At 69.2% G+C, this 20877-nt stretch carries 15 protein-coding genes and 2 tRNA genes; 3 read left to right on the forward strand and 14 right to left on the reverse strand.

The window, feature by feature from the left end; genetic code table 11:
- Positions 1 to 11 precede the first annotated feature (11 nt).
- Positions 12 to 2282 carry a ComEC/Rec2 family competence protein gene (locus tag MPPM_RS25460; protein WP_096487463.1) on the forward strand — a complete coding sequence of 757 codons (2271 nt, stop codon included), beginning with the start codon at positions 12 to 14 and terminating at the stop codon, positions 2280 to 2282.
- On the opposite strand, the gene lexA is transcribed toward MPPM_RS25460, so the two are convergent.
- Together lexA and MPPM_RS25470 are read right to left on the reverse strand one after the other, a co-directional pair.
- Positions 2276 to 3001, reverse strand: coding sequence for a transcriptional repressor LexA (gene lexA / locus MPPM_RS25465; RefSeq protein WP_096487464.1), 726 nt, complete (start codon positions 2999 to 3001; stop codon positions 2276 to 2278). The genes MPPM_RS25460 and lexA overlap by 7 nt on opposite strands.
- Before the next feature lie 166 nt (positions 3002 to 3167).
- Positions 3168 to 4034 carry a DUF1236 domain-containing protein gene (locus tag MPPM_RS25470; RefSeq protein ID WP_096487465.1) on the reverse strand — a complete coding sequence of 289 codons (867 nt, stop codon included), beginning with the start codon at positions 4032 to 4034 and terminating at the stop codon, positions 3168 to 3170.
- Between the two features lie 477 nt (positions 4035 to 4511).
- On the opposite strand from MPPM_RS25470, the gene MPPM_RS25475 reads away from it, so the two are divergent.
- The gene (locus tag MPPM_RS25475; protein WP_096487466.1) at positions 4512 to 5864 is read left to right on the forward strand and encodes an MFS family transporter; all 1353 of its coding nucleotides are present in this window, start codon (positions 4512 to 4514) and stop codon (positions 5862 to 5864) included.
- Between the two features lie 7 nt (positions 5865 to 5871).
- Here the strand turns inward: MPPM_RS25475 and MPPM_RS25480 are convergent, their stop codons facing one another.
- The 12 genes from MPPM_RS25480 to MPPM_RS25535 form a co-directional block, all read right to left on the reverse strand.
- Entirely contained in the window at positions 5872 to 6696 is an 825-nt protein-coding gene (locus MPPM_RS25480) for a 3-oxoadipate:acetyl-CoA acetyltransferase (RefSeq protein WP_096487467.1), read from the reverse strand.
- A 13-nt stretch (positions 6697 to 6709) separates the two neighbouring features.
- Positions 6710 to 7789, reverse strand: a complete 1080-nt coding sequence (locus MPPM_RS25485) for a tartrate dehydrogenase (protein ID WP_096487468.1) — start codon at positions 7787 to 7789, stop codon at positions 6710 to 6712.
- 98 nt (positions 7790 to 7887) lie between these two features.
- On the reverse strand, positions 7888 to 8337 hold the full coding sequence (locus tag MPPM_RS25490; RefSeq protein ID WP_096487469.1) for a hypothetical protein: 450 nt from the start codon (positions 8335 to 8337) through the stop codon (positions 7888 to 7890).
- Positions 8338 to 8444: 107 nt separating this feature from the next.
- Positions 8445 to 9326, reverse strand: a complete 882-nt coding sequence (locus MPPM_RS25495; RefSeq protein WP_096487470.1) for an aldo/keto reductase — start codon at positions 9324 to 9326, stop codon at positions 8445 to 8447.
- A 115-nt stretch (positions 9327 to 9441) separates the two neighbouring features.
- Positions 9442 to 11373 carry a methyl-accepting chemotaxis protein gene (locus MPPM_RS25500; protein WP_096487471.1) on the reverse strand — a complete coding sequence of 644 codons (1932 nt, stop codon included), beginning with the start codon at positions 11371 to 11373 and terminating at the stop codon, positions 9442 to 9444.
- 409 nt (positions 11374 to 11782) lie between these two features.
- Positions 11783 to 13297 (reverse strand): Do family serine endopeptidase, encoded by a 1515-nt coding sequence (locus MPPM_RS25505; protein ID WP_096487472.1) that lies wholly within the window; start codon positions 13295 to 13297, stop codon positions 11783 to 11785.
- Between the two features lie 108 nt (positions 13298 to 13405).
- Entirely contained in the window at positions 13406 to 14143 is a 738-nt protein-coding gene (locus MPPM_RS25510; RefSeq protein ID WP_096487473.1) for a DUF2459 domain-containing protein, read from the reverse strand.
- Positions 14140 to 16860, reverse strand: a complete 2721-nt coding sequence (locus MPPM_RS25515; protein ID WP_096487474.1) for a valine--tRNA ligase — start codon at positions 16858 to 16860, stop codon at positions 14140 to 14142. The genes MPPM_RS25510 and MPPM_RS25515 overlap by 4 nt, the downstream gene beginning before the upstream one ends.
- A gap of 134 nt (positions 16861 to 16994) precedes the next feature.
- Positions 16995 to 17582: a PopZ family protein gene (locus MPPM_RS29275; protein WP_173807958.1), complete on the reverse strand. Its 588-nt coding sequence runs from the start codon at positions 17580 to 17582 to the stop codon at positions 16995 to 16997.
- Between the two features lie 124 nt (positions 17583 to 17706).
- A complete protein-coding gene (locus MPPM_RS25525) occupies positions 17707 to 19242 on the reverse strand; it encodes a TolC family outer membrane protein (protein WP_432419835.1) in 1536 nt (511 codons plus the stop codon).
- Positions 19243 to 19610: 368 nt separating this feature from the next.
- Complete coding sequence (locus MPPM_RS25530) at positions 19611 to 20261, reverse strand: protein-L-isoaspartate O-methyltransferase family protein (RefSeq protein WP_096487476.1); 651 nt, start codon at positions 20259 to 20261, stop codon at positions 19611 to 19613.
- A 167-nt stretch (positions 20262 to 20428) separates the two neighbouring features.
- Positions 20429 to 20502: transfer RNA gene (locus MPPM_RS25535), tRNA-Cys, on the reverse strand.
- Positions 20503 to 20749: 247 nt separating this feature from the next.
- On the opposite strand from MPPM_RS25535, the gene MPPM_RS25540 reads away from it, so the two are divergent.
- Positions 20750 to 20825 (forward strand) — tRNA-Asn (locus tag MPPM_RS25540).
- Positions 20826 to 20877 lie beyond the last annotated feature (52 nt).

Genomic DNA, 20877 nt, shown 5'->3' on the forward strand with positions numbered 1-20877 from the left:
CGTGGCGGGGCATGGCGCAGGGCGGCGGCAGAGCGGTGAGCGGGGCGGCTCCAGCCCTCCTCGCCGGCCGCGTTCCCGCCCTGTCGCAGCTCTGGCGGGCGACGATCGAGGGACTGGGCGCGGGTCTCGCCCGCGAGGCCGAGCAGCGCCGGCTGTTTCCGTGGCTTGCCGTCGCCTTCGGGGCCGGCATCCTGGTCTTCTTCACGGCCGCCGACGGGGAGGCCCTCCTCGCTGCCCCGCTGATCGCCGCCGCCCTCTGTCTTCTCGTCACGCTGACCCTGCGGGCGCGCCCGATCGCACTCGCGCTGACGCTCGCCCTCGCTGCCCTCTTCCTCGGCTATGCGGCCGCCGTCTGGAGGGTCGCCTCCGTCGCAGGGCCGGTGCTGAGCCGCGTGACCATCGCGCCGCTCGCCGGCCTGGTCGAGGGACTCGAAGAGCGGGAGGGCGGCGCGCGGCTGATCGTCCGCGTCGAGAGCTTCGGCGACCTCGCCCCGGCGCAACGTCCGCGCCGGGTGCGCGTGTCCTACCGCGCGGCGCAGGCGGTGAGGCCGGGCGACACGATCCGAGCCACCGCACGGTTGCTGCCACCGCCCGAGGCGGTGCGGCCGGGCGGCTACGACTTCGCGCGCGACGCGTATTTCCGCGGGATCGGCGCGGTGGGATCGCTGGTGGGCAAGGTCGAGATCGGGGCGCCGGCCGAACCGCTCCCCTGGTCCTTGCGACTGGGGGCCGACATCGACGCGGCCCGCAATGCCTTCACCCGCCGGATCACCGACGCGATCGGCGGCCAGGCCGGCGCCGTCGCGGCCGCGCTCGTCACGGGAAAGCGCGGACTGATCGCGAACGAGACGAACGACATCCTGCGGGCGGCCGGCATCTATCACGTCGTCTCGATCTCCGGGCTCCACATGGTGCTCGCGGCCGGCGTGGTGTTCTGGCTGGTGCGGGCCGGGCTCGCGCTGGTTCCGGTGCTGGTCCTCGCTTGGCCGATCAAGAAGATCGCGGCCGGCGCGGCGATGCTGGGCGTGACCGCCTACTGCGCCTTCTCCGGCTGGGATGTCGCGGCCGAACGGGCGCTGATCATGACGCTTGTGATGCTCGGCGCGATCCTCGTCGATCGTCCGGCGCTCAGCATGCGCAATCTCGCGCTCGCTGCCATCCTGGCACTCGCCCGCGAGCCGGAGGCACTGCTCGGTCCGAGCTTCCAGATGTCGTTCGGGGCGGTGGCCGGCCTGATCGCCTGCGCGCCGCTCATCGATGGGCGCGTCTTCCGAACCGAGCGTTCCTCCCGCGTCGCACGGGCCGCATCGTGGCTGGCGACGGCGGTGGTCGGCACATTGGCCACGACGCTGGTGGCACAGATCGCCACTGCGCCCTTCGCGACCTACCACTTCCAGACCGTGCAGCCCTTCGGCCTCGTCGGCAATGCCCTGACGCTGCCCCTCGTATCGCTGGCGGTCATGCCCGCGGCAGTGCTCGGGATGCTGGCCTACCCGTTCGCCCTTGATCGTCCGGTCTGGTGGCTGATGGGGCTCGCGGTGCGCGGCATGCTCGACATCTCGGCCTGGATCGCCGGGTTCGGACAGGCCAACGTGGTGTTGCCGGCCTTCGGAACGGGCGCCCTGACGCTTCTCGCGGCCGCCCTGCTCCTCGCGACCCTGCCGGTGTCGCGTCTGCGGCTGCTCGCCCTGCTGCCGGCGGGGGTCGGCATCGCGCTCGCCGCGAGCCCGTCGCGCTACGACATCTACATCGACCGGGACGGGGCCGGCGCCGCGGTCCGCGGTAGGGACGGCCGCCTCGTCGTCCTCGGCCGTCCGCCCGGCTTCGTGCTGGAACAGTGGCTGAAGGCTGACGGCGACGGGCGCCGCCCGGAATCCCTCACCGGAGATCCTGGACCGCGCTGCGACCGTCTCGGCTGCACGCTCGTGGCCGTCGATGGCCGCGCCGTCGCGCTCGTCACCGACAAGCGCGCCTTCGCCGAGGACTGCGCCCGGGCCGACATCCTGATCACCCGCCTGCGGGCGCCGCCGGGCTGCGCCGCGCCGCTGATCGCCGACCGCACCTTCCTGGCTGCGCAGGGCGCCACCGCCATCCGCCTCGGAACGGCGGGGCCGGAACTTGCCACCGCTCGCGGGACCGGCCAACCGAAGCCGTGGCAGCCGGCCTTACAGTCCAAAGCGACCGGCACGGAGACACCGGCTGCCCGGTCGGAACCGCAATCATCGAGCGACCCGAGCGCGACGGATCCGTCGGACCTGCCGCAGGCCGAGGTCCCTCAGTAGCGGCGCACGAGGCTCACGAGCTTGCCCTGGATGCGCACCCGATCCGGACCGAGCACGCGGGTCTCGTAGGACGGATTGGCCGCCTCGAGGGCGATCGAGGAGCCGCGGCGGCGCAGGCGCTTGAGAGTCGCCTCTTCGTCGTCGATGAGCGCTACGATGATGTCGCCGTTATTGGCGGTGTCCTGCTTGTGGATCACCACGAGATCGCCGTCGAGGATGCCGGCCTCGATCATCGAGTCGCCGCGCACTTCCAGCGCGTAGTGCTCGCCGCCCGAGAGGAAGTCGGGAGACATCGAGATCGAGTGGCTCTGGCTCTCGATCGCCGAGATCGGCGTACCGGCGGCGATCCGGCCCATCACCGGCACCATCACCGACTGGCCGTTGCCGTCATGGGCCTGCAGCATCGCCGGCTTCGGCGCGGGCGGCTTGCCCGACAAGCCCCCCTCGACCACGCTCGGGGTGAATCGGCGGGGCTCGGAGGCGGGCGCGGACTTGGCTGCCGCTAGGTCGGGCATGCGCAGGATCTCGATGGCACGGGCCCGGTTCGGCAGGCGGCGCAGGAAGCCGCGTTCCTCCAGCGCCATGATCAGGCGGTGGATGCCGGATTTGGATTTGAGATCGAGCGCGTCCTTCATTTCGTCGAAAGACGGCGGCACGCCGCTCTCCTGCATCCTCTGCTGGATGAACTGGAGCAGTTCGAGTTGCTTGCGGGTCAGCATGCGGCACCTGCTGTCGACCGCGGGCCGGGGGCGCCGCAGAATCGTTGAAAACAAAGCACGAACAGCCTAGCCGTTCCTCTCCTGTTCCGCAAGACGAGCCCGAACACGCAAAGGGCGGCGACGCCGCAGCGCCACCGCCCTCCGTTGCAATGTGGCAGAGGCCGGATCAGGCCGGGAACACGTCCACGATTTCGTAGGTGTCGGGATCGATGATGACGATGTCGTCGCCGACCAGGATGAACTGCAGGCCGCGATAGGCCGGCACCAGGGAGAGGATCGCCGGGGGAAGCGGGTGCAGCGAAACCGAGCGCGGGATCGCCGTGCCGACGCGGACCGCGAAGTTCACGTTCGTGACCGCCCGGACATTGGAGCGGGTGATCGACTGCCGGAACTCGGTGCGCTGGGTCGAACTCAGGCTCTTCGAGGCCCCGCGCGCCTCGGCGGCGGCCCCGCGACTACCCCGCTCGCCGGCCCCGTCGCGTGCTCCGCGTTCCCCCGCGCCGTCGCGGCCCGTGTCACGGTTGCCGCGCTCCCCGGCCGCGTCACGGCCACCCCGGCCTTCGCGCTCGCCGGCGCCGTCCCGGCCCGTGTCGCGGTTGCCGTCGCGGTTGCCGCGATCACCCGTCTCTCCGGCGCGGGCCGGGCCGCCTTCGCGGCCTCCGCGTGTCCCGGCCTCTCCCGGCTCGCCGCCGCGACCGGCGCCGCTCGCCGCCCCGCCGGTCTCGCCTCCGCGTGCGCCGCCGCCGACCTCGCCGCCGCGGGCGCCACCGGCCCCGCCCGCTTCACCGGCTCCGCCGCGCGGGCCGCTCGCCGCCCCGCTGCCCGCTCCTCCGGCCGCTCCTCCGGCCGCTCCCCCGGCGCCGCCCGCGCCGCCGGCTCCCATCCCGGCACCGCCCCCTGCGGCCCCGCCTGCTCCTCCGGCCGCGCCCCCGCCGGCACCGCCTGCGCCGGCGCCGCCACCCTGAGCGAGAGCGGTCGCCGCGCCGAGCACAAGAATCGCGGCCGTCGCCGTGCTGCGAAAGAACTTGGTCATGTTCCATCCCTGTCTTCTGCCGGCTGCCGACGCGGCGCCGAGAACCGGCTCGCAACGGCGGACCGGGGAAAACCGTTCCGAAAAGATGCATTGCACCGTGCCGAGCGCCGTGTTGTTCGGGATAAGCGTGGCAATGCGTGTATGACTTTGTTCGATACCGAATGATTGTCCGAGGAACGGTGGATCAACGTTCCAAAGATCATTCATGTTTCTTGCAGAATATTATCGAGCGACGTGCCGATGCTCGCTTGTGCCGGTCTGCGGCTGAGCGAAACGGGCGCGCCGCACAGAGGATCTTCGCCCGCGTCACAGGTTCCTCCGGCCGGCTTCGGAGCGATCGAATGGGCCGGGTGCAACGTTTGCCGATTTCTGTCACGGAACGGGCGCGTGCCGCGTCGGCAGCGTGCCACTCACGATTAGTTACGCAGCCGCGAGAGGGATCACGGGGCCGCGAGGCCGGCCGATCAGGGACAGCGCATGCAGGACATTACTGCGACGGCGGCGCAGGACGAGGCGGCCGACCGTCGGCGCCGCATCATGGCGATCGTCGGTTCCTCGTCGGGCAATCTCGTCGAGTGGTACGACTTCTACTGCTACGCCTTCTTCGCGCTCTACTTCGCTCCGGTCTTCTTCCCCGAAGGCGACAGCACCGGGCAGCTTCTCAAATCGGCGGCGGTCTTCGCGGTGGGCTTCTTCATGCGGCCGATCGGCGGATGGCTGTTCGGGCGCATCGCCGACCGGCTCGGCCGCAAGACCTCGCTGATGATCTCGGTGCTGATGATGTGCGGTGGCTCGCTCGCCATCGCCCTGCTGCCGACCTACGCCACCGTCGGCCATCTCGCGCCGGTGCTTCTCGTCCTCGCCCGCATGGTGCAGGGCCTCTCGGTCGGCGGCGAGTACGGCACCAGCGCCACCTACATGAGCGAGGTCGCCGCCAAGGGGCAGCGGGGTTTCTACGCCTCGTTTCAGTACGTCACGCTGATCGGCGGCCAGCTTCTCGCCTCGCTGGTGCTCGTCGTGCTCCAGGGTCTGCTCACGGCGGAGCAGCTCACCGCCTGGGGCTGGCGCATCCCCTTCGTCATCGGGGCCCTGGCGGCGGTGGTCGCCCTGTTCCTGCGCCGCTCGCTGTCCGAGACGATGAGCGAGGAGAACAGGGACTCGAAGGAATCGGGCACCTTCGCCGGACTGTTCAAGCACTGGCGCGCCTTCGCCGTCGTGTTTGCCATCACCGCCGGCGGATCGCTCTCGTTTTACACGCTGACGACTTACATGCAGAAGTACATCGTCAACACCGCCCATATGGACAAGGTGACCGCCTCGCAGCTCACGACGGTGGCCCTGTTCGTCTACATGGTGATCCAGCCCTTCTTCGGCTGGCTCTCGGACCGCATCGGCCGGAAGACGAGCATGATCCTGTTCAGCGGGCTCGGCACGGTGATGATCGTTCCGCTGATGACGGCGATCGGCGCCACCACCAGCCCGATCCTCTCCTTCTGCCTGATCATGACCGGGCTGGTCGTCATCAGCTTCTACACCGGCATCAGCGGCATCGTGAAAGCGGAGCTGTTCCCGACGCAGGTGCGGGCGCTGGGCGTCGGGCTGTCCTACGCCATCGCCAACTCGGTGTTCGGCGGCACGGCCGAGGCGATCGCGCTCTGGCTCAAGCAGGTGGGCGCGGAGAGCAGCTTCTTCTGGTACGTCGCCGTGATGCTCGCGGTCGCGTTCGTCGCCTCGCTGCTGATGCCGAACCCGAAGCGCCACGGCTATCTCGATGGTGACGGCACCGTCGAGGAGGCCCTGCAGCGCAAGACACGCCCCGCCCTGGCCTGACCGACGATCAGCCGAGGCGCAGCATCGCCCGCGCCTCGGTCGGCGTCGCCGGTCGCGCCCCGTGCTCGGCGCAGATCGAGGCGGCCAGCCGGACGAGGGCGGCATTGCCGTCGGCGAGCCGCTCCTTGGAGAGGCGGACGTTATCCTCGAGACCGGTGCGCACGCCCTGTGCGCCCCGCGCCAGCGCCCAGCCCATCACCGGGCTCTGGAAGCGGCCGATACCGAAAGCGCCCCACGTCGCACCCGGCAGCAGGCGCCGAGTCTCGGCGAGGAGGATGTCGAGGAGATGGGGATCCGGTGGCAGGGCGTTGCGGATGCCCATCACGAACTGCACGTGCGGAGCCGCCCCGATCACGCCCTCGTCCACGAGGCGGCGGGCGTTGTGGATGTGGGTGAGATCGAACACCTCGATCTCAGGGCCCACCCCCTCCTCGCGCATCCGCCGGGCGAGGCTCGTGAACGACGCCGCCGGGTTCTCGTAGACTCCTTCGCCGAAATTGACCGAGCCCGTGGTGAGGGAAGCCATGTCGGGGCGGTGGATCAGGCAGGCGCCCCGTTCCAACGGGTCCGAGCCGCCGCCGCTCGTGGAGAACTGCACGATCATATCCGGGCAATGCCGGCGGATGCCCTCTTGCACCCGGCCGAACCGCTCCGGATCGAGTGACGGGCTCTCGTCGTCCGCGCGCACGTGGATATGCGCCAGCGCCGCGCCGGCCTCGTAGGCGGCGTGGGTGGATTCGATCTGCTCGGACGGCGTGATCGGCACGGTCGGGTTGTCGGCCTTGCGCGCGACTGAGCCGGTGATCGCCACGGTGACGACGACGGGTCTCATCGCTGCCAGCCCTTCAGCCCAGGGCCTGCTCGACGGCGCGGCCGCAGGCCTGCGTGTCGGCGTTGCCGCCGAGGTCCCGGGTGCGCAGCGCCTGCTCGGAGAGCACCCGCTCGATGCCGGCGACGATCTCGGCCGCGGCCTCGCACTCGCCGAGATGCTCCAGCATCATCGCCCCCGACCAGATCTGGCCGATCGGGTTGGCGATCCCCTGCCCTGCGATGTCGGGGGCCGAGCCGTGCACCGGCTCGAAGACCGACGGGAAGAGCCTGTCCGGATTGATGTTGCCGGACGGCGCGATGCCGATGGTGCCGGTGCAGGCCGGTCCGAGATCGGAGAGGATGTCGCCGAAGAGGTTCGAGGCCACTACCACGTCGAACCGGTCCGGGTTCAGCACGAAATGCGCGGTCAGGATGTCGATGTGGTACTGGTCCCAGCGGATATCGGGGTAGTCCTGCGCCACCGCCCGAACCCGCTCGTCCCAGTACGGCATGGTGATCGAGATGCCGTTCGATTTGGTGGCCGAGGTCAGATGCTTCTTCGGCCGGCTCTGGGCCAGCTCGAAGGCGAATTTCAGGACGCGATCAACGCCGAAGCGGGTAAAGATCGATTCCTGCACCGCGAACTCGCGCTCCGTGCCCGGAAACATCCGCCCGCCGGCATTCGAGTACTCGCCCTCGGTGTTCTCGCGAACCACCCAGAAGTCGATGTCACCGGGCTTGCGGCCGGCGAGCGGGCTGGCGACGCCGGGCATCAGCCGCACCGGGCGCAGATTGACGTACTGGTCGAACTCGCGCCGGAACTGGATCAGCGAGCCCCAGAGTGAGATGTGGTCGGGCACGCGCTCGGGCATGCCGACGGCGCCGAAGAAGATCGCATCGTGCGAGCCGATGCGCTCCTTCCAATCCTCGGGCATCATCCGCCCGTGCGCCTCGTAGTAGTCGCAGGAAGCGAAATCGAACCAGTCCTGAACGATCTCGAAGCCGTGCCGGGCGGCGGCCCGTTCCAGCACCCGCACGCCCTCCGGCACCACCTCCTTGCCGATGCCGTCGCCGGGAATCACCGCGATCCGGTAGCTGCGCTTCGTCTCGCCCATGCTCGTTGCCTCGTCTCGACCCCCGCGCCTCACTCGCGCCGGCAGCCGTCGGCGTCAATGGTAAGCGAGAAAGTCGGGCGCGAGCAGTCGGCGTCGGCTCAGTTGATCGAGCCGGTGATCTCGCCGGGGCAGATCTCCTGCGCACGCGCGCGCAGCACGCGCTTCAGGCGCAGCGGCTGCGTTCCGTCGGCGCCGTCCACGGTGCCGACGAGCGCGTCGGGGCCGGCGGTGCCGCGGAAGCTGACGGGGCCGGCGCTCGTCTCCACCTGGAAGGCGACGGCCTTGGTGCTGTCGTCGATCGTCACGGCCGCCTCGATCGGCGCGGGCAGGCCGGCGCCCTCGTAGACGAGATTGTCGCCCCCTGGCCAGCGCTTGAGGGTGATGCGCCGGCCGGTTCGGGCGCCGTCCCCCGCCACGGTGCAGAGGTCGGCATAGATGTAGGTGCCGGCGATCCAGCGCGGCTGTGCCGAGGCCGGAACAGCGGCCGCGAGGAGAAGCGCGAGACCACCGAGGAACCCGGTTCGAGCGAGGTGGCCGGCTGATGTCATGTCGCTTCTTTCCTCCCGGCGGTCCGCGCCGCCTCGGACAAGAAAGAATCGCGCCAAGTCAGGTTCCGTCCGCTCCCGGCCGCGACGTGTGTCTCAGCACGTCTTACCTATCCGGCGCTCTGGCTCTGCCACGCCTCTTGGCCCGCGCGGTCGAGGGTGGCGAAATCCTCGTCGCTCAGGCGCAGTTCGGCGCCGGCCACGTTCTGCGCGAGGTGGTCCGGATCGCCGGTCCCGGGGATCGGCAGCATCACCGGCGAGCGCTTCAAGAGCCAAGCGAGCGCCACCGCGCCGCCGCTCGCGTTGAGACGCCTGGCGATCGATTCCAGCGCCGAGCCCGGGCCGGTGAGCGACCCCTTGTCGAGGGGAGCCCAGGGGATGAAGCCGATGCCGTGCTGCTCGCAATGGGCCAGCACGGCCTCGCTGGTCCGATCGACCAGGTTGTAGCGGTTCTGCACGCTGGCGACGGGGAAGTATTTCCGGGCCGCCTCGATGTCCTCGACGGCGACCTCGGAGAGGCCGACATGTCGGATCAGCCCCTCCTCCCGCATGCGGGCGATCGCTTCGAACTGCACCTCGCGGGGGCAGTCCGGCCCGATCCGGTGGAGCTGCCACAGGTCGATGCGCTCGAGCCCGAGGCGCCGCAGGCTCATCAGCACGCATTGGCGCAGGTAGTCGGGATTGCCGACGGGCCGCCAGATGTCGGGGCCGTGCCGGGTCAGGCCGCCTTTGGTGGCGATGACGAGACCCTTGTAGGGATGGAGCGTCTCGCGGATCAGATCCTCGCTGACGAAGGGGCCGTAGCTGTCGGCGGTGTCGATCAGGTCGATCCCGAGGCCGGGGACCGCGCGCAGGGTCGCCTTCGCCCGCTCGCGATCCGGCGGATCGCCCCAGATGCCCGCCCCGGTGATGCGCATCGCGCCGAATCCGAGCCGGTGAACGGTAAGATCTCCGCCGATCGCGAAGGTGCCCGATGCCTCGACGCTCGCCATGCCTGTCTTCCTCTCGCAGAGTGCCCGTCGAGGGGGAGAACCCGGAACGGCGATGCCGGGTCCGCCCGTCGGATCGAAGCCTGCAAACCGGCGGGCCGGGCGCGGGGCGGGCCCCTCAGGCGGCCCGGATCGCGGCGAGGAAATCCTCGACGTCGCGCCGCACGTTCTCGGATTGGGTCGAGAGTTCGGACGAGGCCATCATCACCTGCTGCGCCGCCGATCCGGTCTCGCTTGACAGCGCCTGTACCTGCGCGACGCTCATCGAGACGTCCTGCGTGCCGCGGGCCGCTTCGGAGGCGTTGCGGGCGATCTCGTTGGTGGCGGCCGTTTGCTGGACGACGGTCGCCGCGATCGACCCGGTGATGTCGTTGACCGAGACGATGGTCCGGTTGATCTGCTGAATCGCGCCGAGCGCCTGTGCGGATGCCGATTGGATCGCGGTGACCTGATCGGAGATCGCCTCCGTCGTGCGCGCGGTCTGCGCGGCGAGTTCCTTGACCTCGGTGGCGACGACGGCAAAGCCGCGTCCCGCCTCCCCGGCCCGCGCCGCCTCGATGGTGGCGTTGAGGGCGAGCAGGTTCGTCTGGCCGGCAAGCCCCGAGATCATCGTCACCGCCTCACCGATCTTCTCCGCCGCCTGGGTGAGTTCGGTCATCGAGACGGTGGTCGCGCGCGCCTCGTGGCTGGCGTGGCTGGCCACGTCGTTGGATTGCTGGACACGCCGTTCGATCTCGGCGAGCGAGGCGACCATCTCCTCGGCCGCCGCAGCCACCGTCTGCACGTTCATTGTGGCTTCCTCGGCCGCGGCGCTGGAGGAGACCGCCCGGCCATTGGTGCTCTCCGCGACCTGCGACATCGAGCGGGCGGTGGAGTCCAGTTCGGTCGCGGCCGAGGTCACGATCGCGATGGATGCGGCGATCCTCTCCTCGAAGCCGCGTACGAGCCCGTCGACGCGATCGGCCCGGCGCTGGCGAGCGGAGGTTTGCGAGACCTGTTCCGCTTCGAGCGCGATGCGCGCCACTGCGTTCTGGCGGAACACCTCCACGGCCTGGGCCATCTGGCCCATTTCGTCGGTTGCATCCTGGGACGGGACCATGATCGCCGTCTCGCCCGCGGCGAGGCGGCTCATGGCAGCGGTCATCCCCGCGATCGGCCGGATCAGGCTTCGCGCGATCAGGAAGGCCAGTGCGGCGCCCGCGGCCAGGATCAGGCCGAGCAGGACGAGCTGAACGGTCATGGCCCGTTGCATCAGGGCGTTGCTCTGATCGACCCCTTCCTTCAGCGCCGCTTCGAGCTTGCCGCGCACGGCCAGACCAACGGCATTGATGCCGTCGACCTTCGGCTTCAGCGTCTCGTCGAACAAGGCTTCGCTCTCGACGATGGCCCGGGACGCGGCGACGAAGCTCGAGTTGAGCCGATTCAGGGCCTCGCCGACGACCTTCAGCGTCTTTTGGTCGGCAACGGTGAGGTTGAGACCATTCAGCTTCGCCAGAGCGGCCTCGGCATTGGCGAAGGCGCCGGCGGAGAGGCCCCGCCCCTTGGGATCCTTCGTGGCGAGGAAGCGCCAGTTCATGATGCGGAAGAGGAGCAGCGTCCGCTCGACCTCCACGGCCTGGGCGATCACCGCGTCCTGGCCGGTGGCCCGCATCTGGGCGATCAGGGCGCCGGAGGCCTTGGTCAATTCGTCCCCGTTCACGTAGACGCTGGCGCGGTTCTCCCGGATCTGGGCGCCGAGCTCGACCAGCCTCGGCAGCGTCTGGCGGAGTTCCATGGATTGCTCCCGCAGCCGCTCGTAGGCTGCCCGGCGCTCCGCGCTCGGCGTGGTTGCGATGAGCTGCTCGGACTTCTGCCGGATCCCATCGAGGGAAGCAAACATGCCCGTGGTGTGATCCGGCTCCTGGGTCAGTCTGTACTGAGCCGCTTGGCCGACCAATCGATCAGATAGCCCATTGATCGTGTAGAGATTTCTAGCGGCTGTCTCGAGCTGAGCCCTTGCCCGAAACATATCGTCGAGACTTTGGAGCTGCGTGTAGGCGAATGTGCCCATGCCGCAGGATATTGCGACCAACAAGGAAAATCCGCCGTACAAACGTGCGCGAATGCTTGCTTTCATTGTATTTCAGCCATTTAATCGAGTTTAATTACATTGTGCACATCCATGTCTTTCGGGTTAATTAACATAGGCTGGTGCTCGCTATAAAATGATGCAATCGCCTAGCAAGGGAGCTGATTATACTTCAAGGTTATTGTGCAACCTGGTGGAATATCGAACTTGGCTCCGCCTTTCTCAGTCTCAATCGGGGCGGTCCGCGCTGCATCTCGAGCGAGCCGAGCGAAGGACGGCCCAATCTTGGGGACAGAAAGAAAAAGCGCCCGCTCAGGGAGCGGGCGCCAAGTGAGGGGATGTGGAGAAAGGGCAGCGGAGCCGAATTGGTTCCGCTCTAGAGCGAAGGAGATCAGCCCTCCTTCTTGTTGAGCGCGACGGCGACGAAGCGGGTCTGGCCCTTGGTGCTCTTCACCCGCATCAGCACCGCCTTGCGGCCGTTCGCCTCCGCCGCGCGGATCTGCGCCTGCACGTCGGAGGGCTTCGATACGCTGGTCCCGGCGACATCCAGGATCACGTCGCCCTGGGCGATGCCCTTGGCCGCCGCCGGGCCGTCCGGATCGACGTCCATCACCGCCACACCCTCGTCACCGAGACCGATCTCGCTGGCCGGGGCCAGGCTCAGGCCGAGGCGCGGCTGGCCGCCGGATGAGCTGTCGCCGCGGCTCGCCACCTTACCATCGGTCGGCAGCGTGCCGAGCTCGACGGTGGCCACGTCGCTCTTGCCGCCGCGCAGGTAGGCCAGCTTCACCTCGGTGCCCGGCTTGAGGCCGGCGATGCGGCGCGACAGGTCGCGGGCATCGTTGACCGGCGCACCGTTGACCGACTCGATCACGTCGCCCGACTTCAGCCCGGCCTTGGCGGCCGGCGTCCCGCTCTCGGCGTGATCGACCAGGGCGCCCTTCGCTTTGTCGAGGCCGAGACCCTCGGCGATGTCCTTGGTCACCGGCTGCACCTGCACGCCGAGATAGCCGCGCACCACCTTGCCGTCGGTGCGGAGCTGATCGACCACCGTCTGCACGGTCTCGGCGGGGATCGCGAAGGCGAGGCCGACCGAGCCGCCCGACGGCGAGGCGATCGCCGTGTTCACGCCGACGACCTCGCCGTTGACGTTGAAGGTCGGGCCTCCGGAATTGCCCTTGTTGATCGGCGCGTCGATCTGCAGGAAGTCGTCGTAGGGGCCGGCGCCGATGTCGCGGCCGCGGGCCGAGACGATGCCGGCGGTCACGGTGCCGCCGAGGCCGAACGGGTTGCCGATGGCCACGACCCAGTCGCCGACGCGGGGGGCGCCCTTGCCGAACTGGACGTAGGGATAGCTGCCGCTCTCATTGATCTTGAGCAGCGCGATGTCGGTCTTGGGGTCCTTGCCGATCACCTTGGCATCGAGGGTGCGGCCGTCGTCGAGGGTGACCTGCACGGTCTTGGCCTTGTCGACGACGTGGTTGTTGGTGACCACGTAGCCGTCCGCCGAGATGATGAAGCCGGAGCCGACCGCGCCGCGCTCGCCGCGCTGGGGCATGCCGCGACTGCCGGGGCCGCCCTGTCCGCCCCCTTGGCCGAAGCGCTTGAAGAACTCGCGCAGTTGCGGCGGCACCTGTTGGAGGTTCGGGTTGCCGGAGCTGTCGTCATCGTCGTCGAGGCTGTTGTCGAGCTTCACCTTCACGGCGACGACGCCGGGCTTCACCTTGTCGACGACGTTGGCGAAGGATCCCGGCGGGTGCTCGGGCGCCTCGATCGGGGTCTTGGGCAGGGCCTGAGCGTAGGCGGGCGTGGCGGGCTCGGTCAGGCCGAAGCCGGCGGCGCCGCCCGCGACGAGGGCGGCCGCGGCGACGGAGGCGAAGGCGCGGCGACGGACGGTCATGGTCATAAGGTTCTCCGACGGACAGAACGTGGGGTCTGCCGCCCGTCAGCATCGGGCAGCGATCCGTGGAGGGAGTCCTAGGGCCCCCAGCCTGACCGCCGGATGGCGTGAAGATTACGGTTTGGACAGGTACGGACCGGCCTCTAAGGCCGCCGCGCGGGGCAGGCCCGCCCGCCAGCGCAGGTCGGCGAGGAGGCCGGCCGGATGCGTGTCGAGCACCGGCGTGATCGGCAATCCCGCGGCGTTCAGCAGACCGGCCGTCCAATGATTGCAGACGTTGCTGTACGAGAAGCGGCCCTCTCCCGCGTAGAACAGGCTCGGACCGTAGAGCCCCGGCCCGAGAGCCGCGGGCTGACCGTCGGCGAGACGGAAACCGGCGTCGAGACGGGCGAGCAACCGCGAAAGCCCCCTTCGCGAAAGCGGCACCGGAACGATCTCGGCCTGCGGAAAGCTCTCGCGCGCTGGGCGCGACAGCCCGACCACCTGGATCACGCCCTCGCTCCCGCCGGGCGTGAACAGGGCCGAGAGGGCGAGTCGCCAGTCGAAGGCGGCGAGCGTCGGTGTCGCCCGGTAGAAGCGCGCCTCGCCCCAGCCGAATTCCAGCGCATCGTAGGCGCGAAAGCGCGTCGCGATGTTGCGCAGCGCCGCACCGGCCCCCTCCCCCGTCAGGCTCTCGCGGCGCAGGACGAGTCCGGAATGCCAGCCGTGGCTGACGAGGAACACCGTCTCCCCGTCCGTGTCGGAGGGCGGGTAGAGGCTCGGATCGCCGGGCCGCGCCGTCCAAAACGTGAGCGCGAGAAGCGCGGCGGCGAGCCTGGCAAGCGCCAGAGCCAGCCGCCGCAGCCCTCTCATGCGTCGCTGAGGCGCGCCAGGGCTTCCTCGATCTTGGCGAGACGGGCGGCTTCCGCGTCGCGGCGCTCGCGCTGTTCGTCCACCACCTCTTCGGGAGCGCGGGCGAGGAAGTCGGCATTGCCGAGCTTGCCCTCGATCTTGCTGATCTCGGCCGTCGCCTTGCCCGCCTCCTTCTTGAGGCGCGCGACCTCGGCGGCGAGATCGACGATGCCCTCCAGCGGCAGCGCGGCCACGCTGCCGCGCACGAGGAGCTGCACCGCGTTCTTCGGCGCGGTCTCGGCGAAGCCGATCTCCGAGAGCCGGGCGAGACGGGTCAGGGTCTCGCTCCAGCGCTCGACCCGGGCGCGCACCGAGGCGTCGGCGGCGACCAGCACCAGCGGCACCTGAGCGCCGGCCGGCACGTTCGTCTCGGAGCGGGCCGAGCGGATTTCGGAGATCAGATCGACCAGCCAGCCGATCTCGGCCTCGGCCTGCGCATTCTGATAGGCCGACAGCTCCGGCCAGGATTCGAGCGCGAGCAGGCCGCGGGGTGTCGGCAGCGCCTGTCCCTTGATCGCCCAAAGCTCCTCCGTGAGGAAGGGCATGAACGGGTGCAGCAGCTTGGCGATCTGGTCGAGGAGGAAGGCGACGGTGGCCTGCGTCTCGGCGCGCGCGGCCGGATCCACGCCCTCGCCCTGGAGCACGGGCTTGGCGAGTTCGAGATACCAGTCGCAGAACACGTTCCAGACGAAGCGGTAGGCGGCGGCCGCCGCATCGTTGAAGCGGTAGACGGTGATGGCCTGCGCCACCTCCGCCACCGCCTTGGCGGCTTCGGTGAGCGCCCAGGCGTTGAGCGTCTCGCGCACGGCCTCGGGCCGGAAGTCGGCCTTGAGTTCGCAGCCGTTCATCTCGGCGAATCGCGCCGCGTTCCAGAGCTTGGTCGCGAAGTTGCGGTAGCCCTCGACCCGCTGCGGCCCGAGCTTGATATCGCGCCCCGGCGCGGCGAGGGCGGCGAGTGTGAAGCGCAGGGCATCGGCGCCGAAGCGGTCGATCAGATCGACCGGATCGACGACGTTGCCCTTCGATTTCGACATCTTCGCACCCTTCTCGTCGCGGACGAGGGTGTGCAGGTAGACGGTCTCGAACGGTGCCTGATCGGTGAGGTGCAGGCCCATCATCATCATCCGGGCGACCCAGAAGAAGATGATGTCCTTGCCCGTCACCAGGGTGTTGGTGGGGTAGAAGCGGGCGAGCTCCGGCGTCTTGTCCGGCCAGCCCAGCGTCGAGAACGGCCAGAGCGCGGAGGAGAACCACGTGTCGAGCACGTCGGGATCCCGGGTCAGCGCAACCTCACGGCCGTGCTTGGCCGTCGCCTGCGCGACGGCGTCCGCCTCGCTCTCGGCAACGAAGATGCCGCCCTCCGCGTCGTACCAGACCGGGATCTGATGGCCCCACCAGAGCTGGCGCGAGACGCACCACGGCTCGATGTTCTCCAGCCACTGGAAGAAGATTTTTTCGTAGTTCTCGGGCACGAACTTGGTCTGGCCGTCGCGCACCGCCTGGAGCGCGCGCTCGGCCAGCGGCTTGACGTTCACGTACCACTGGTCGGTCAGGTAGGGCTCGATCACCACGCCCGAGCGGTCGCCGTGCGGCACTGCGTGGGTGTTGGGCTCGACCGCGCGCAGTAGGCCGCGCTCCTCCATCAGGGCGACGACGCGCTTGCGCGCCTCGAACCGGTCGAGGCCGTCGAGCGCGAGCGCGTCGGCGTCCGGCTGCGACTCGGCGAGGAAATCGGCGTTTCCGGCGATCTGGATCCGCGCCTCGGCGTCGAGCACGTTGATCGGCCGGCAGCCGTTGCGGCGCCCGACCTCGAAGTCGTTGAAATCGTGGGCCGGGGTGATCTTGACCGCGCCCGTGCCCTTCTCCGGATCGGAATAGGCGTCGGCGACGATCGGGATCAGCCGGTTGATCAGCGGCAGCCGCACGCGCTTGCCGACGAGATCGCGGTAGCGCTCGTCGTCCGGATGGACGGCGACCGCCGTGTCGCCGAGCATCGTCTCGGGGCGCGTGGTGGCCACCGTGATGACCGCGCCCGTCTCCGCGCCGGCCTCGTCCACGACCGGATAGTCGAAGTGCCAGAGATGGCCCTTCACCTCGATCTGCTGGACTTCGAGGTCGGAGATCGCGGTCTGGAACTTCGGATCCCAGTTCACGAGGCGCTTGTCGCGGTAGATCAGCCCCTGCGCGTGCAGGTCGACGAACGTCTTGAGCACGGCCCGGCTCAGACCCTCGTCCATGGTGAAGCGCTCGCGCGACCAGTCGCAGGAGGCGCCGAGCCGCTTGAGCTGACCGATGATCGTGCCGCCGGATTCCTCCTTCCAGGCCCAGACCCGGCGCAGGAACTCCTCGCGGCCGAGTTCCCGCCGGCCGGGCTGCTGCGTCTCCATCAGCCGGCGCTCGACCACCATCTGCGTGGCGATGCCGGCATGGTCCGTGCCGGGCTGCCACAGCACGTCCTTCCCCCGCATCCGCTCGAAGCGGACGAGGATGTCCTGAATCGTGTTGTTCAGCGCGTGGCCCATATGCAGCGAGCCCGTCACGTTCGGCGGCGGGATCACGATGCTGAAGGGCTCGGCGCCGGCCCGCTCGGGACGGCCGGCGCGGAAGGCTTGGCCCTCTTCCCAGGCCGCTGAGACGCGCGCCTCGACGGCGGCGGGGTCGAAGGTCTTGTCCATCATGGGCGAAGGCGGGCTTTTCGAAGCGGCGATCTGAAGAAATCTCGCCGTCGCTATCGGCCCGCCGCGGTGCCGCCGTCAACCGTCGGCCGGGTCATACCGACGGTTCGACCGGTCCGCCCGCGATCGCGTCCGGGTCAGCGCCCGCGGGCGACCCGCTCGATCTCGGCCCGGACCAACCGCTCGACCATGTGCGGAAGGTTTTCGTCGAGCCAGCCCTTCAGCATCGGCCGCAGCATCTCCTGGACGAGATCCTCCAGCGTGCGGGCGTTCTGGGACAGCACGGTGTGGGCGAGGAGCTGGAAGTTCTGACCGACGCTCTCGACGGTGCTCGACGAGACGAGTCTCTCCGTCGCCTCCTCCTCGACCGCCGCGCGGATCCGCTCGCTCGCTCTCGGAGGCGACTCAGGCTCGAAGTCGAACGGGTCTGGCTGCGACGGCGGAGGATCGAAGGCGGGCTCCGGCTCCGACTCGAATTCCGGCATGCGGAAATCGATCTCGGGCATGTCGAAGGCGACGGGCTCGGGCTTGCGCAGCGGCTCAGCGACCTCAGCGAGGTCGAGCACGTCGTCGTCCGGCGGCGGAGGAGCCGGCGGGGGCGGCGCCTTGGCCTCGACGGGCTTCGGCGCCTGGTCGTCGGCGATGATGCGGCGGATCGAGGCGAGGATCTCCTCCATGGAGGGTTCCTGCGTCTTGTCCTGAACCTTAGGGCTCGCTGCGCTCATCGGGACGATACTCGGTGACGATTGACAAGACGATGATTAGGTTAACGAACTATTTCATCGCCTCGCCCGGCATCAACCATGGTCCGCGGCCGGCCAACAGGAAAAGGCCGTCTCGGCGCGCGCGTCAGCGGCCGTCGGGCGTCCGCACGCCGAACCAGAGATCGCGGACCTGATCGAGGTGCTCGCGGGCGCTGTAAGGCGTGACCGGCAAGCTGGTGAAGCGCACCGTGAGCCGGCCCACTGCCTGGACGACGTCGTAGGAGTTCACGACGCGGTCGCGCTGCGCGCGGATCAGAGCGACGCGCGCGCTGAGAAGCTCCTGCTGCGCGTTCAGCACGTCCAGCGTGGTGCGCTGGCCCACGCGGGCCTCCTCGCGCACGCCGTTCAGCGCCACCTCGTTGGCCTGAACCTGCGCCTGCGAGGCGATCACCTGCGCCTTCGACGCTTCGAGGTTGCCCCAGGTCCGCACGATCGAGGCGCGAATCGTGTCGCGGTCCTGATCGGCGATGAGGCGGGCGCGCCCGACATTCTCCTTGGCCTGCCGGATCGCCGCGTACTCGCCGCCGCCCTGGTAGAGCGGAATGTTGACCCGTCCGACGATCGAGGCGGTGACGCCGTTGTCGCCGGGGAATTGCTGGTCGTAGCGCTGCTGTACGGCGCCGGTCACCTGTGCCTGCGGGTAGAGCGCGCCCTCGGCGACTTTCACCTGCAGCTCCGCCACGTCCACGGAGTGCAGCGAGGCGAGAATCTGCGGATGCTCCTTCAGACCGATCAGGATCGCCTGATCGAGCGAGGCGGGCACGTAGCGGTCGAGGGGCCGGCCGGGAGCGAGCTGACGTGGCTCGACGCCGATGATCTGCCGGAAGATACCGATCGAGGCGCGCAGTGCCGCCTCTGCCGCGCTGACCTGCGAGCGGGCCCCGGCGAGGCGCGCCTCGGCCTGGGCCACGTCGGTGCGGGTCACCTCGCCGACGTTGAAGCGGTCGCGCGTCTGACGCAACTGCTCTTCGAGCACCTCGACGTTGTTGCGCTGAAGTTCGAGCGTCGCGGTGTCGCTCAGGACGTTCATATAGGCCTGGGCTGCGTTGAACAGCGTGTTCATCTCGGTCTGGCGCAGGCCCTCGCGCGTTCCGAGCACGGTCGATTCGGCCGCCCGGACGCGGTTATCCGTCTGAAAGCCGTCGAAGAGATTCTGGTTGACGGTGAGGCCGGCGCCGCCGGGCACCGTGAGCCCGCGGCGGCCGTTGATCTGCTGTCCGGAGATCGAGCCCTGAAACTGCTGGACGCCGATATCCGCGGAGATCGCCGCGTTCGGACGGTATCCGGCCTGGAACCGATTCACGTCCTCGTCGGTCGCGCGCAGGTTCGCCCGCGCCGCGTTCAGCGCCGGATTCGCCTGATAGGCGCGGGACAGCGCGCTCTCAAGGGTCTCGGCGGCGGCCGGACAAGCGACGACCAGTACCGATGCGACGGCACCAGCCAGCCGAAGCGCGGACCGCGCCGCAGGGTTCCGTTCTTTCACGTCGATCAGCCCTTGCGGTTTCTCGATTTGCCGTCCCGCCGCACCGCCGTGTCCGCTCCGGTTCGTCGTCGTCGCAGTTGCCCTAGGGACCTCTGCCGGACGACCCGCTCCGTGAGGGGCGCGACCGGGGTGCCGCATGCACACCCGTGCGATGGAATGGCCAGCCCGCCTCGTGCATCAGAGTAGCCGAGCTTGAGCCGTCAGCGACAGAGTTTCCCGCGCCGCGGCGTTGGATTGGCGCTGGGTGCCTCAAAAAAGCGACACCCCTACAGGCTTAATCCCTCATTGCCCCGAGGACCGCGCAGCGACCCGCCCCGGCCTCCGGTGCATGGCGATGTGAGCGAGGGGCGCGAAGCGCGATGCTGCGCTCCGAGTGTGCGGTAGCGATGCTCCGATGGAACGCCGCTCCGCCGCATGTCGGGGGTCGAGGCCGCGTCCGGGCACCGCACGGACGTCCCGGCCGTCGATCGTTCCCGCTCCGGCGGAAGGAAGCGTGGAGGCGCGGCCTAGAACGCGAAGCCGGGTTCGGTCGCGAAGCTCTTGAGGGCCGGGAGCGAGGCGTCGAACAGGGCGCGCGATCCGAAGGCATCGCCCGCCCGCACGAACAGGGTCGCCTTGGCGTTCCGGTGCGGACCGAGCACGCAGACCAGGCAGCCCTCATCGGCCAGCTGATCGAGCAGGGACTGGGGCCGGACCTCGACGCGGCCCTCGACCAGGATGGCATCGAAGGGCGCCCCCTTGACCGGGGCGTTCAGGGCGCCCTGAACGAGGTCGGCGGTCTCGCCCAGACGCTCGCGCGCGGCGCCGATGAGATCCGCCGAGGATTCGAGGGCGACGACCTCGGCGCCGAGGCGGTGAAGGATGGCTGCGCCGTAGCCGTAGCCAGTGCCGACATCGAGGGCGCGGGAGCCGGGGCGGATCTTGAGCGCCTGGATCATGCGGGCCAGCACCATCGGGGCGGGCATGGCGCGGATCCCGTCATCGCCCGCATCGAAGGTCAGGGTCTGATCGATATAGGCGAAATCCTCGCGGCCCGGCGGGACGAAACGCTCGCGGGGCACGGAGTCGAAGGCGTCGAGCACCGCGACGTCGTTCACGTCGAAGGTCCGGAGCTGACAATCGACCATGAGGCGCCGCGCCTGAGCATAATCGAGCATGAGCCGTCCATTCCCTGCCGCATCGGACGCTGGTCTGCTCGCCCGTCGAGCGGCCCCGGTTCGAGCGGGTCGGGTTGTCGTGGATCGCTTCCGGAATTGCAAGGCTCGCGCGAGCGCTCTGCACCTTAGAGAACGAGCCGGATTGTCGGGGGATGATCGCGAATTTTTGGAGGCCTCGCCCGGAATCGAACCGGGGTGCAAGGATTTGCAGTCCTCTGCGTAACCACTCCGCCACGAGGCCTCGTCGCGCCGAGGCGCAACGCTCCGGGCCGAGCGGCCGCACCGGAGCGAGGCGTCTCTAGCAGAGGCTCGGCCCGCTCGGCAACGGTCTTGTCGCATGATCGACATGAAGGCGGTGGGTTCGATGCCGGTGCGGTGGAAAAATCGCCTCGCCGGCTCACCAAGGTGCAAAAACCGCCGAAAGCACCCTTGCGCCCGCCCCCGCCGAAGGCTAATGACCCGCCAGCGCCGCCGAGGCGGCCGGGTGATCCCCGATAGCTCAGTTGGTAGAGCAAGCGACTGTTAATCGCTTTGTCGCAGGTTCGAGTCCTGCTCGGGGAGCCAATTCTTTCAAGCACTTAGCTAGACACCGGCAGAGGCGTGTTACCGCGCCTGT

Source organism: Methylorubrum populi (assembly GCF_002355515.1).
Classification (GTDB): Bacteria; Pseudomonadota; Alphaproteobacteria; order Rhizobiales; family Beijerinckiaceae; genus Methylobacterium; species Methylobacterium populi_A.